General features: G+C 66.5%; 7 protein-coding genes, 1 pseudogene and 1 riboswitch. Of the genes and pseudogenes, 4 read left to right on the top strand and 4 right to left on the bottom strand.

The genetic code is table 11. The features are described from left to right. Positions 1 to 111 precede the first annotated feature (111 nt). The 3 genes from thiC to AB4061_RS37190 all read right to left on the bottom strand — a co-directional run bounded on the left by thiC (position 112) and on the right by AB4061_RS37190 (position 4609). Positions 112 to 1998 carry a phosphomethylpyrimidine synthase ThiC gene (gene thiC, locus AB4061_RS37200; protein ID WP_441641114.1) on the bottom strand — a complete coding sequence of 629 codons (1887 nt, stop codon included), beginning with the start codon at positions 1996 to 1998 and terminating at the stop codon, positions 112 to 114. Between the two features lie 101 nt (positions 1999 to 2099). After that, a riboswitch (TPP riboswitch) is annotated at positions 2100 to 2201 on the bottom strand. Positions 2202 to 2362: 161 nt separating this feature from the next. Then, the gene (locus AB4061_RS37195) at positions 2363 to 3181 is read right to left on the bottom strand and encodes a nucleotidyltransferase domain-containing protein (protein ID WP_441641113.1); all 819 of its coding nucleotides are present in this window, start codon (positions 3179 to 3181) and stop codon (positions 2363 to 2365) included. A gap of 36 nt (positions 3182 to 3217) precedes the next feature. Then, positions 3218 to 4609, bottom strand: a complete 1392-nt coding sequence (locus AB4061_RS37190; RefSeq protein ID WP_441641112.1) for an RtcB family protein — start codon at positions 4607 to 4609, stop codon at positions 3218 to 3220. A gap of 268 nt (positions 4610 to 4877) precedes the next feature. On the opposite strand from AB4061_RS37190, the gene AB4061_RS37185 reads away from it, so the two are divergent. Continuing rightward, entirely contained in the window at positions 4878 to 6539 is a 1662-nt protein-coding gene (locus tag AB4061_RS37185) for an acyl-CoA dehydrogenase family protein (RefSeq protein WP_441641111.1), read from the top strand. A 182-nt stretch (positions 6540 to 6721) separates the two neighbouring features. Continuing rightward, positions 6722 to 8266 carry a methyl-accepting chemotaxis protein gene (locus AB4061_RS37180; RefSeq protein WP_441641110.1) on the top strand — a complete coding sequence of 515 codons (1545 nt, stop codon included), beginning with the start codon at positions 6722 to 6724 and terminating at the stop codon, positions 8264 to 8266. Between the two features lie 37 nt (positions 8267 to 8303). On the opposite strand, the gene AB4061_RS37175 is transcribed toward AB4061_RS37180, so the two are convergent. Then, positions 8304 to 9983 (bottom strand): GMC family oxidoreductase, encoded by a 1680-nt coding sequence (locus AB4061_RS37175; RefSeq protein ID WP_441641109.1) that lies wholly within the window; start codon positions 9981 to 9983, stop codon positions 8304 to 8306. A 292-nt stretch (positions 9984 to 10275) separates the two neighbouring features. Here AB4061_RS37175 and AB4061_RS37170 point away from each other — a divergent pair. Both AB4061_RS37170 and AB4061_RS37165 read left to right on the top strand, forming a co-directional pair. Beyond that, positions 10276 to 11586 (top strand): annotated as a pseudogene (locus AB4061_RS37170) (coniferyl aldehyde dehydrogenase); the annotation flags it as partial. Between the two features lie 74 nt (positions 11587 to 11660). Then, complete coding sequence (locus tag AB4061_RS37165) at positions 11661 to 12791, top strand: IS110 family transposase (RefSeq protein ID WP_441641108.1); 1131 nt, start codon at positions 11661 to 11663, stop codon at positions 12789 to 12791. The last annotated feature ends 289 nt before the right edge of the window (positions 12792 to 13080 follow it).

The raw sequence follows: 13080 nt of genomic DNA, 5'->3' as shown, positions 1-13080 counted from the left end.
GGCGCGGCGAGCACCGGCCTCCTTTAAGTCATGGCGTGCCCCTTCAGGGAAGGGGCACGGTACTTCGCGTGCGGCGCTGCAAGGGCATGCGCCGCACCATGGCCCTACGCCTTACGAGTAGATCTTGCTGCCGCTCTTGACGAACTCGATCGACTTTTCCTGCATGCCTTGCTCGGCTTCGGGCTTGAGCGAGGCGGCGTAGTCGCGCACTTCCTGCGTGATCTTCATCGAGCAGAACTTGGGACCGCACATCGAGCAGAAATGCGCGATCTTGGCGCCTTCGGCCGGCAGCGTGGCGTCGTGGTACGAACGCGCGCGTTCCGGGTCCAGGCCGAGGTTGAACTGGTCTTCCCAGCGGAACTCGAAACGCGCCTTGGACAATGCGTTGTCGCGCAGCTGCGCGCCCGGCCAGCCTTTGGCAAGGTCGGCCGCGTGTGCGGCGATCTTGTAGGTGATGATGCCTTCGCGAACGTCTTCCTTGTCCGGCAAGCCCAGGTGTTCCTTCGGCGTGACGTAGCACAGCATGGCGGTGCCCATCCAGCCGATGTTGGCCGCACCGATGCCGCTGGTGATGTGGTCATAGCCGGGGGCGATGTCCGTCACCAGCGGTCCGAGCGTGTAGAACGGGGCCTCGTAGCAGTGCTTGAGCTCTTCATCCATATTGGCCTGGATGCGTTGCAGCGGCACGTGGCCCGGGCCTTCGATCATGACCTGCACGTCGTGCTTCCAGGCCTTGTCGGTCAGCTCGCCGAGCGTGCGCAGCTCACCGAACTGGGCATCGTCGTTGGAGTCGGCGATACAACCCGGACGCAGGCCATCACCCAGGCTGAACGACACGTCGTACGCCTTCATGATTTCGCAGATCTCGTCGAAGTGCGTGTACAGGAAGTTTTCCTTGTGATGCGCCAGGCACCACTTGGCCATGATCGAGCCGCCGCGCGAGACGATGCCGGTGACGCGGTCCGCGGTCATCGGCACGTAGCGCAGCAGCACGCCGGCGTGGATGGTGAAGTAGTCCACGCCCTGCTCGGCCTGCTCGATCAGCGTGTCGCGGAACATTTCCCAGGTCAGGTCCTCGGCGACGCCGCCGGTCTTGTCCAGCGCCTGGTAGATGGGCACCGTGCCGATGGGCACCGGCGAGTTGCGCAGGATCCACTCACGGGTTTCGTGGATGTGCTTGCCGGTGGACAGGTCCATGATGGTGTCTGCGCCCCAGCGGATCGACCACACCATCTTTTCCACTTCCTCGGCCAGCGACGACGTCACGGCGGAGTTGCCCAGGTTGCCGTTGATCTTGACGCGGAAATTGCGCCCGATGGCCATCGGCTCCAGCTCGGTGTGGTTGATGTTGGCGGGAATGATGGCGCGGCCGGCAGCGATTTCGCGGCGCACGAATTCCGGCGTCATGTCTTCCGGGCGCAGCGGCAGCGCGGCACCCAGCGCATTGCCGGGGTGCTGGCGCAGCAGCGCCTTGTATTCGGGCTTGTCGTACAGCGCCTGCAGGTTCAGCGACTCGCGCAGCGCCACGTATTCCATCTCGGGCGTGATGATGCCGCGGCGCGCATAGTGCATCTGCGACACGTTGGCGCCGGCCTTGGCGCGGCGCGGGTTGGTCAGCTGGGCAAAGCGCAGGTGCGCGGTGGCCGGATCGGCGGCGCGCGCCAGGCCGTATTCCGACGACAGGCCGGACAGCACTTCGGTGTCGCCGCGCTCTTCGATCCACTTGCCGCGTACCGAGGGCAGGCCTGCCTTCAGGTCGATATGGATGTCCGGATCGCTGTACGGGCCCGACGTGTCATACACGGGAATCGGCGGATTGGACATCTCGCCCTTGTCCGTGCGCGTGGACGTCTGCAGGATCGTGCGCAGCGGCACGCGGATATCGGGGCGGCTGCCGGTCAGGTAGGTCTTGCTGGATGCCGGATAGGCAAACTTTTTGTCGAGATCGGTTTCAAGCGACTCGAAAGATGCGGCGGGGGCGGTATTTGTGCGGGCCATGGGTGTCGTCCTCTCTTGCGGGGATGGACGAAACCAGGAGCCCTGTGAGCATGGCCGCGGCGGTGTGGCCGGGTCATGTGCCTTGGAGAAGGCAGGAGCTGTTCGGTAACCATGAAACTTCCCACGCCGGTACTAGCCGGATCGGGTTCGAAGGGACTCTCTCAGCCGCACGGCCCATCCGTACGGCACCCCTGTTTCATCCAACGGGGTGAATTTAAGCACAAGGCTCGGGGCTTGACCACCCCTGTTTCAATCTGGAGTGTCGTGATTCGTGGTATCGCTGGCGAACGCGCAGCCTCCGGGCCATGCCGCGCACGCCTTACGCTGCGGCGCACCATGACGTATCGTGCGCGTGCGCCGCCAATCAATCCCACCGATCCAGCACGATGCGCCGCATCAGCATATCCAGCGAGGCGGGCTCTCCCTGCGGACGCTTGTGATCGGGTTCGATTGCGGTGTTGGCGAGCCGCGCCTCGATCAGCGCATGGATGCCGGGGCGGCGCGGGCCATACTCACTCTCGCAAGTCTGCATCTTCAACGCAAGCAGAGCGTTGATCTCGTCCAGCAACGCCGGCTCGTGAACGGTCCCGGCCACCAGGTCGGCAAAGCGCATCGGCGGCACACTGCCGCGCTCGTCGATCCATTGCACCGCCAGTAGCGGGCGCAGCACATAGAGATACTTCTTGTACCTGACCTCATCCCCCTGCAGGTAGCCACGGAAGTTCTTCTTCGCCATCGACAGGTAGTGATGCCGCCCGCGCATCGGGGAGAAAAAGTCGCGCGCGGCCGGCCTCAGCAGCGTCATTGCTTGCAGCGCCTCCCGGTAGACAATGGGCGAGTCCAGCCACTCAAGCAGCGTCGGATTGGACCGATGCAGCAATTGCAGCGCCTTGCGCAACTCCCAGCCGCTGACATCAAGCTCATCGTTGATCGGCAACTCGATCACATCCCGCCCTGCTTCCACCTGCAGATACCAGTCGAGCCGGTGCACATAGAGAAAACGCACATCGTAATCGCTATCCGGCGAGGCGAAGCCCCAGCCCCGGCTGCCGGATTCGCAGGCGTAGATGACTTGCACATCGTGACGGCGCTCGATCGCCGCCAGTTCGTCAAGCACGCGTGCGCGAACATCGTCGGCAACAGGGTGTGCGCTCAGCACGCTCGCGGGTTGTCTGACGTTCATCGTTTCTACTCCCTTGGTTCGATTCGTCTTTTCACTTCAAGCCTTGAAGGTCACCCAAGGCTTCAACCGCGCCACGGCTTCGATCAGCCCGGCCTCTTCCTGTGCCTGCAGCACCGGACCGATCGGCTTGTAGGCCTCGGGCGCTTCTTCCACCCTGCGCTCCTCGCGCAGCGTGACGCAGCGCCACTCGGCGTTGGCATGATCGCTCTTGAGGCGGCGCGAGGCCTGGCGCCGGACGCTGCGCCCGGCACCGTGGCTGCATGACGAGAGCCAATCGGTGTGACCCAAACCTCTCACTATATAGGAGGCATCCCCCATGGAACCGGGGATCAGGGCCAGGTCGCCGTCGTGCGCGGGGGTCGCGCCCTTGCGGTGGATATTGAGGCCGTTTTCGCGCAGCACCACGTTATGCGGCACGTCGACCACCAGCCGCGAAGCCGCCGCGCCGCACAACTCGGCCAGCTCCTTGCGCACGAGCTCGGCCAGCACCACCCGGTTGGCCCAGGCATAGCGTGCCGCCGTACCCATGGCCACCAGGTACTCGTGCGCCAGGCTGCCCGCCAAGCCGTACAGCCCGCTCGTCGGATGCTTCAGGCCGGCGGGCCAGGCCTGGCGCGCCCGGTCCATCCAGCGCCGGCCCACGTAGAAGCCGACATCGCGCGAGCCGCTGTGGATCATCGCCACGACATCGCCGCACGCCAGGCCAACGCGATACGCGGCGTGCCTGTCGAAGATCTCGTCCACGACCTGCAGTTCGACGAAATGATTGCCCCCGCCCGGCGTGCCGAGACAGGGATCGCGAAAGATCTCGCGATTGCCGACGTGCGCATCCGGCGCATAGCGGGCACTCCCGCCAAGCGCATCCAGTCCGACGCAAGCGGCAAGCTCGGCCTCCAGCCGGGCACGATCGGCCTGCGCCCACAAGCCTTGGGGGGCCACGCGATCGATGAACGCGGCGGGTCCCTCGTCAAACAAGGCGCGGAACGCGGCGCTATGCACCGGCACGTCGCGGCCGTTATCGAGCAGGGCACGCGTGAGCCTGCTCACGAGGGCATCCTGCTGCGGCAGCAAGGCGGCTTGCTTCAGGCCTGTGGTGATCAAGCGCATGCCGCAGTTGATGTCGGTGCCGATCGCGGCGGGAATGACGAAATCCGCGTCGGTGGCAACGATCGATCCGACCGGCGCGATGCCACCGGGATGAAAGTCCGGCGTGGCGCAGGCTTTGCAAACGGCGTGGTGGCCGTCCGCGGAACGCACCGCGGCGAAGTCGAGCAACTGCTGTACGGCTTTCGCTTCCAGGGGAAGCGTGGCGGGCAACAACACCGAGGCCTGCGCGTGTTCGTTGCGCAGGTGATAGACACCCTGGCGGCGCTCGACATGGATGCCCCGGCGCTGCAGGGCTTTTTCAAGACGGGGAAGTGAAGACATGGCTGCTGGGAATACAAGGTACGGGGGGGCCTCCGGGGAACCGGGGCAAAAAGTACCTTCTGCGCAGCAGCGTCGAGAAAGGAGCGTGCAGTGTAGCGCCGGGGAACGGCGAACGGCAAGCGCCCGGCCCGCGAGCCCTGCCACGGCGGCGCGAAGTGTTGGGGACAGGACACAGTGCAAGCCCACGCACATAGCGCGCCGCTTGCTCTACCATGCAATCAGACATGCCCATGCGCAACGCGCGCAAAAAGACTGCACAGGAGACCTCATGACCGAAGCCGCCACCCACCGCGTGTTCAACCAGGTCCCGGACCTGACCGGCTACAACCTGTTCACCGGCGACCCTGCATTGCGCGCCGCGCTGGAGCGGCTTGGTGGCGGCTGGCACGCCAGTGCGCTCGATGTCTTCGGCGCGCGTCTGGGCAAACCCGATGTGCAGCAGTGGGCGGCCGAGGCCAATCGCCACGCGCCCGAGCTGCATACGCACAGCCGCACCGGCGAACGCATCGACGAAGTGGAATTTCCGCCGGCATGGCACGCCTTGCTGGCCCTGCTGCGCAGCCAGCAGTTGCAGGCGCTGCCGTTCGCGCAGCCCAGGCATGGCGCGTGGGTGGCGCGCGCCGCCGGCTATTACTTGCAGGCGCAGGCCGAATCCGGATCCCTGTGCCCGCCCACCATGACGTTCGCCAGCATCCCGGTGCTGCAGAAGGAAGCGGCGCTGTTCGCGCAACTGGAGCCGAAGCTGTTTGCCACGGAGCACGATCCGCGCGACCTGCCCTGGCGCGACAAGCACGCCGTGATGATCGGCATGGGCATGACGGAAAAGCAGGGCGGCTCCGATGTGCGCAGCAACACTACCGTCGCGCGTGCCGTGCGCGGCGAGGGCCGCGGCGCGGAGTACGCGATCACCGGGCACAAATGGTTTTTCTCCGCCCCGATGTGCGATGCCCACCTGGTGGTGGCGCGCATGGGCGCGGAGGATGGGCCGCTGTCGTGCTTCTTCGTGCCGCGCTTTCGCGACGACGGCAGCAAGAACCCGGTGCAGATCCAGCGCCTGAAAGACAAGCTCGGCAACCGCTCCAACGCCAGCAGCGAAGTGGAATTCCGCGAGGCCACCGGCATCCTGATCGGCGAGGAGGGCCGTGGCATTCCGACCATCATCGAGATGGCCACCCATACCCGGCTGGATTGCGTGATCGGCAGCGCCGGCATCATCCGCGCGGCGCTGGTGCAGGCCATCCATCACGCGCGGCATCGCATGGCGTTTGGCCGCCTGCTGGTGGAGCAGCCGCTGATGCGCAACGTACTGGCCGACCTGGCGCTGGAAAGCCAGGCCGCCACCCTGCTCATGATGGAACTGGCGCACGCCTTCGAGCGGGCCGATGCCGATCCGCTGGCCGCCGCCTGGAAGCGCATCGTCACGCCGGCGGCCAAGTTCTGGGTCTGCAAGCGGGCCATCGAGGTAACGGGCGAAGCCATGGAGGTGTGGGGCGGCAACGGCTACGTGGAGGAAGGCCCGATGGCGCGGCTGTACCGCGAGGCGCCGGTCAACTCGATCTGGGAGGGCTCCGGCAACATCATGTGCCTCGATGTACTGCGCGCGCTGCAGCGCAACCCCGAGGACGCGGGGCGGCTATTGCAAGACCTCGGGCGGCGCGCCGGCGGCCATCCGGCGGTGCGGGCCGAACTCGCCTCGCTGCAGGCGATGCTGCGGGATGCGCCGGACCACCTGGAAGCCGGCGCGCGCCGCTTTGCCCAGGGCCTCGTGCTGACCGCACAGGCGGCGCTGATGCTCGGCCATGCCGACCCCGACGATGCCGAGCGCTTCGTGGCCAGCCGGCTCGGGCGCCAGCACGGCCGCGTGTTCGGCACGCTGGAAGGCGACGACGCCGCGCTGGCGCGGGTGATCGCACGGGCCTGGCCGGCCTGAGGCACGCGGCTGCGCCAGACGCCTCGCCACGCTTTTTTCGCGCCATCGCGCTACAGGCGGCGCCGGTCCTGCCGTAAATCCCTTGGTATTAATGTCATTCACTTAATACATAAGTGCGCATTCATCCCCATTAAATGACCAAGCGGCGCGCCCTGCTACACGCCGGGTGCCGACATCCCGACATGAACATCAGCCAACGCCTGTTGCTTTCTTTATCCCTGGCCCTGCTCGCCTTGCTCGTTGTGGGCCTCGGCGGCATCTGGCAACTCAGCGAGTCGGAACAACGTTTCGAGTACTTCAACGACAACACGCTAGGTAGCGTACGCACCCTGGGCACCCTCAAGGACAACGTCAACGCCATGCGTATCTCGCTCTACAGGCACGCCATGAGCGACGACCCCAAGGCCAAGGCCGAAGCCGAAGCCGCCCTGGCCCGCGCCGACGAGAAGTTCGACACCACCGCCGCAAAGTATGAGCGCGACGACATCAGCGACGATACCGACCGCAAGATGCTCGAAGCCGACCGCGCCGCGCTCAAGCGCTATCGCGCCGAGCGTGCCGTCATGCTGGAAAAATCACGCGCCAACGATTTCGCCACGGCCCACGCCATGCTGGTGAGCGGCGAACTGAACAATGCATCGATCGCCTTGCGCAAGGCAATCGACGATCACATCAACTATAACGGCGACCTGGGCGAGCTCGCCGTGACGCAAAATCGCGAGCAGTACACCACGGCGGTTCGCGTGTTCTCGGCGGTCATCGTCGTGGCGGTGCTGGTCACCGGCTTGCTGGCCGTGACGCTGTATCGCCGCATCCACGGCAGCCTGTCCGAGATCGAGCAGACCCTGGAATACGTCAGCGGCTCCCTGGACCTGGAACGCCGCGCGCCGGTGGGCCGCCTGGACGAGATCGGCCGTACCGCGGCTGCCTTCAACCGCCTGCTGGAGCGGGTAGCCGTGGCGCTGCGCGAGGTGCGCCATTCGACCGACTCCGTTGGCGTGGCGGCACGCCAGATCGCCGCGGGCAATACCGATTTGTCGGCACGGACCGAACAACAGGCTGCCTCGCTGGAGCAAACCGCATCGAGCATGGAAGAGCTGACCACCACCGTGCGCCAGAATGCCGACAACGCGCGCCAGGCGAGCGGCCTGGCCGGCAATGCCGCCAGCGTGGCCGAGCACGGCAGCACCGCCGTGCAGCAGTTGGTGCAGACCATGGGCGCGATCAGCACCAGTTCCAACCGCATCGCGGAGATCACCAGCCTGATCGAGGGCATCGCCTTCCAGACCAACATCCTGGCGCTCAATGCCGCGGTGGAGGCCGCGCGCGCCGGCGAACAGGGCCGCGGCTTCGCGGTGGTAGCCGGCGAGGTGCGCAGCCTGGCGCAGCGCTCGTCCAGCGCCGCCAAGGAAATCAAGGACCTGATCGACAGCTCGGTCAACACCGTGCGCACGGGCTCGGCGCAAGCCGAGGATGCCGGCAAGACCATGAGCGAAGTCCAGAACGCGGTAAAGCGCGTATCGGACATCATCGCCGAGATCGCCGCGGCCTCCGACGAGCAAAGCGCGGGCATCGAGCAGGTCAACCAGGCCGTGGGCCAGATGGACGAAGTCACGCAGCAAAATGCAGCGCTGGTGGAGGAAGCGGCGGCCGCCGCGCAGTCGCTGGACGACCAGGCCGGCAAGCTGCGCGACACGGTATCGACCTTCCGCCTGGCTACGGCCTGAGCGCGGGTGCGAGGGGCGGGGGGACGCTCCCCGCCCCTCACACGGCCAATACCTCCGCCATCCGCAACACCACGCGCGGGCCGTGCCGGATCAGGTCATGCGCACGCTCGCCGATCATGATGGCCGGCGCATTGGTGTTGCCGCCTATCAGCGTTGGCATGATCGACGCATCCACCACGCGCAAGCCTTCCACGCCCCGCACGCGCAGCTGCGGATCGACCACCGCGTACTCGTCCATGCCCATGCGGCACGTCCCGACGGGATGGTAGATGGTGTCGGCATGGGCGCGGATCATCGCGCGGATCGCGCTGTCGTCGCCGCCATCGGCTGGCAAGTGCGCCGAATACAGCTCCTTGCCGCCGAACGCCGCCAGCTGCGGCTGTGCCAGGATTCGGCGCACGATCCGCACGCCGGCCACCAGGCCGTCGAGATCCCGCGGGTCCGACAGGAAGCACGGGTCGATCATCGGCGCCTCGCGGATATCGGGCGAAGCCAGCCGTACCTCGCCCCGGCTTTTCGGGCGCAACACGCAGACGTGGCAGGAATAGCCATGGCCCAGGCGGATTCGGCGCATATGGTCGTCGGCCAGCCCGACCACGAAATGCAGCTGCAGGTCCGGCTCGTCCAGCCCGGCGAGGCTCTTCAGGAAGGCGCCTGCCTCGGCAAAGTTGGAAGTCAGCATGCCGGTGCGCTCGCGCCGGTAGCGCAGTATCTCGGCCAGCAGGCGAAACACGCCGCCCACCGAGATGCCGAACAGCTCGGACGCCGCCACCCGCTTGTGCACGATGACGTCGAGATGGTCCTGCAGGTTGGCGCCCACGCCCGGCAGGTCGTGCACCACGGGAATGCCTAGCTCGCGCAGATGCGAGGCAGGGCCGACACCCGACACCATCAGCAGTTGCGGCGAGCCGAACGCGCCGGCCGACACGATCACCTCGCGGCGTGCCCGCAAGAGGGTTTCGCGGCCATCCAGCCGCGCCACCACCCCCACCGCGTGGCGGCCCTCGAACGCGATGCGCAGCACCTGCGCGCCCGTCATCACAGCCAGGTTCTCGCGCCCGCCATTGCTGGCGCGGTCGGCGGCGTCGCCGCGGTGCAGGTAGGCGCGCGCGGCATTCCAGCGCTCGCCGCCATGCTGGGTCACCTGGTACCAGCCAGCGCCCTCCTGGTCCGCGCCGTTGAAGTCGTCGTTGCGGCGATAGCCGGCCTGCTGGGCTGCCTCGATAAAGCGCTGGCCAAAGGGATTGGGCGTGCGCAGGTCCGACACATGGAGCGGGCCGCTGCCGCCGTGCCAGGGATCGTCATCGCGCCCGGTCACGCGCTCATTGCATTCGGCCCGGCGGAAATAAGGCAGCACATCGTCCCAGGCCCAGCCGTCGCAGCCGGCCGAAGCCCAGCGGTCGTAGTCAGCCGGCGTGCCCCGCGTGTAGATCATGGCATTGAGCGAGGAACTGCCCCCCAGGCCGCGCCCGCGCGGCTGGTAGCCACGGCGCCCGTTCAGCCCGGGCTGCGGCACGGTGCGGTAGCCGTAATTATGGCTGCCGGCACGCGGCAGCATGGCCGCGCAGCCCGCCGGCGTCGACACCAGCACATGGTGATCGTGGCCGCCAGTCTCGAGCACTGCCACGCTGTCGCTGCCGCTGTCGGCCAGCCGCCCGGCCAGGGCACACCCCGCCGAACCGCCGCCAACGACGAGATAGTCAAAGGTGGTTTCCATCCGTCTCCCCGCCTGGTCCGAGGTCAGTGTGCCGGGGTTGCGCCGGACGCTTTGGCAGGCCGCGCATGCCGGTCAACCCGGTCTGGCCGGCACGCCGAAAGCATGCCGCGAAATCAGTGTAGGGCTTTGCCAGGGCACTGGAAAGGGCGAAGGAGGGTCGGTGAATACGGTTGTTTGAAGCGCGCGGCTAGTGGCCGGCGTCCATTGTCAGGCGCCGCCGCATGGCATATGGTGCGGGGATCTGAACGCCGCGCGCGCCAAGGGCAGCGCACGACCCCAAGGAGAGCGCGACATGAGAGAAGTGCCCGAGATTTCATCCGTATTCGACGCCATGCGCGCCGCCTCGCGCCGCGACCAGGCCCCGGCCTGGGCCGTGCGCGCCGACCGGCTGCGGCGCCTGCGCAAGCTGGTGACCGGGCACATGGACGAGATCTCGCAAGCCATCAGCGCCGATTTCGGCAACCGCCCGCGCCAGGAAACCGCACTGCTCGAAGCTTTTCCCAGCGTGGCCGGGATCGACGATGCGCTGCGTCATGGCAAGCGCTGGATGCGGGTGCGGCGCGTGCGCACCGGGCTGTGGTTCAAGCCCGCCACGTCGCGGCTGATGCCGCAGCCGCTGGGCGTGATTGGCATCGTGGTGCCGTGGAACTACCCGCTCTACCTGACCGTGGGCCCGCTGGTGGGCGCGCTGGTCGCGGGCAACCGCGCCATGGTCAAGCTCTCCGAGTACACGCCGCGCTTCGCCGCGTTGTTCGCGCGCCTGACGCAACAGGCCTTCGCCCCCGACGAGATCACGGTGATCAATGGCGATGCGGAAGTGGCGAGCGCTTTTTCCGCCCTGCCCTTCGACCATCTGCTGTTTACCGGCTCAACCCAGGTCGGCCACCATGTGATGCGTGCGGCGGCCGCCAACCTCACGCCGGTCACGCTGGAACTGGGCGGCAAATCGCCGGCCATCGTCGGCCCTGGCGCCGACCTGGAACGCGCGGTCGAACGCATCCTGGTGGGCAAGCTGCTCAACGCCGGCCAGACCTGCATCGCGCCAGACTATGTGCTGCTGCCCGAGGCCCTGCGCGAGCCCTTCGTCGAAGCCGCCCGCGCCTGCGCCGCCCGTCTCTATCCAGACCTGCCGGGCCAGCCGGGCCATGCCGGCAACCCCGACTACACCACCATCATCAGCCCGAGGCACTTCGCGCGGCTGGACAGCCTGGTGAGCGACGCCGCCCGCGCCGGTGCGCGCGTGGTGCCGCTGTCACAGCTGCCATCGGACCCGGAGCGCCGCCGCCTCGCGCCGGTGCTGTTGCTGGATGTCCCCGCCGACGCCACGGTGATGCGCGAGGAAATCTTCGGCCCGGTGCTACCGCTGGTGACCTACCGTACGCTGGAAGAGGCGATCGGCTACATCAACGCCCGCCCACGCCCGCTGGCGCTCTACCTGTTCGAGAAAGACCGCCGCACGATCGACCACGTCATGGCGCAAACCGTGGCGGGTGGCGTCAGCATCAACGAAACGCTGCTGCATATCGCCCAGGAAGAGCTCCCCTTCGGTGGCGTGGGCCCCAGCGGCATGGGCGCATATCACGGCCAGGCGGGGAATCAAACGCGGGTTAGCATGACTGCCAGAGCCGCATGGTGTGGACAGTGCCACACCCGGCGATTTCCAGCGCGGAGGCCAGCATGGAACACGATAGCACTTTGTACGTGGGTCTTGACGTCCATAAGGACTCGATCACGGTCGCCTACGCACTCGGCGCGGGCGAGGTCGAACTGCTTGGCAAGATCGGTACCTCGAAGGCCGATATCGATCGCCTGTGCAAGCGCCTGCAGTCTAAAGCGAGCCGGATCCGCATCGTCTACGAGGCAGGCCCTTGCGGCTATGGCCTTTACCGGCAGCTTGCAGGGAAGGGATTCGAGTGCATGGTGTGCGCGCCGTCGCTGATCCCGAAGAAACCCGGCGAGCGCGTCAAGACCGATCGGCGCGATGCGGTCAAGCTCGTGCGATCGCTGCGCGCCGGCGACCTCTCGGCGGTGTACGTGCCCAGTRTGGAGGACGAAGCGTTCCGGGATCTGTCACGCGCGTGGGTCAGCGCCAAGGACGATCTGAAGCGCGCCCGGCAACGGCTGAAGGCCTTTCTGCTTTCACATGGGGTGCGCTACAGCGGCAGAGCCGACTGGGGACCCGCGCACCGGCGCTGGATCAGTACCTTTGCGTTCGACACCGTGTGGCAGCAACTTGCCTTTGACGAATATCGACGTGCCATCGAGGATCGGCTCGCGCAATGCAGCCGTCTCGAAGCGGCCTTGCGCGAGGCAGTGGTCAACTGGCGCTTCTATCCGGCCGTACTGGGCTTGCAGGCCATGCGCGGCGTGCAGTTCACCACGGCGATAGGCATGCTCGCCGAATTGGGCGATCTCTCGCGCTTTGTGCGTCCGCGCCAACTGATGGCCTGGCTCGGGGTGACGCCCGCAGAACACTCATCGGGGGAAAAACGGCGCCAAGGCAGCATCACCAAGAACGGCAATAGCTATGCAAGAAAGCTGCTAATCGAAGCCGCCTGGAGTTACCGGCACCCGGCACGTGTGAGCCCCGAGATTCAGCGCCGGCACGAAGGCATCCCGAAGGCCATCGTTGACCGCTCCTGGGACGCCCAGGTTCGACTGTGCCGGCGCTATCGGAGACTTGCCGCGCGCGGCAAGAACCCGAACATTGCGGTGGTTGCGGTGGCCCGCGAACTGAGCGGGTTCATCTGGGACATCAGCCGGCTCGCCATGTCGCTTGCCATACCGAACGCGGCGCAGACAACGTAACCCAGCGCCAAGGTACCAACCTATCTGCCACCTACTGTGGAGCCAGTTTCCTGAAGGGCGACGTAGCCCGGCACACGAGCAACCCGCGACCTAGCTAGGCAACGGATTTCATCCGACTTGCGGCCTTAGATAGCGGCAGGCTCATTGGGCGGACCTCTGTAATGCGGTAACCAACCCGCGGATATCAGCGTGATCCACCGTCGAGACTTACTGCTACGTCGCCCTCCAGGAAATTGGGGAACAACATGCAACTGTGAAACTGAATCAAACCAATCTCKAACCAATCTCG

The sequence above is a fragment of the Cupriavidus sp. YAF13 genome (assembly GCF_052113425.1).
Classification (GTDB): domain Bacteria; phylum Pseudomonadota; class Gammaproteobacteria; order Burkholderiales; family Burkholderiaceae; genus Cupriavidus.
The sequence above is the reverse complement of the archived record's forward strand: the minus strand, read 5'-3'. Positions and strand labels throughout refer to the sequence as shown.

Bases quoted from the DNA above. Each gene is read 5' to 3' on its own strand.
- thiC (WP_441641114.1), bottom strand. From the start codon at position 1,998: ATGGCCCGCACAAATACCGCCCCCGCCGCATCTTTCGAGTCGCTTGAA.
- AB4061_RS37195 (WP_441641113.1), bottom strand. From the start codon at position 3,181: ATGAACGTCAGACAACCCGCGAGCGTGCTGAGCGCACACCCTGTTGCC.
- AB4061_RS37190 (WP_441641112.1), bottom strand. From the start codon at position 4,609: ATGTCTTCACTTCCCCGTCTTGAAAAAGCCCTGCAGCGCCGGGGCATC.
- AB4061_RS37185 (WP_441641111.1), top strand. From the start codon at position 4,878: ATGACCGAAGCCGCCACCCACCGCGTGTTCAACCAGGTCCCGGACCTG.
- AB4061_RS37180 (WP_441641110.1), top strand. From the start codon at position 6,722: ATGAACATCAGCCAACGCCTGTTGCTTTCTTTATCCCTGGCCCTGCTC.
- AB4061_RS37175 (WP_441641109.1), bottom strand. From the start codon at position 9,983: ATGGAAACCACCTTTGACTATCTCGTCGTTGGCGGCGGTTCGGCGGGG.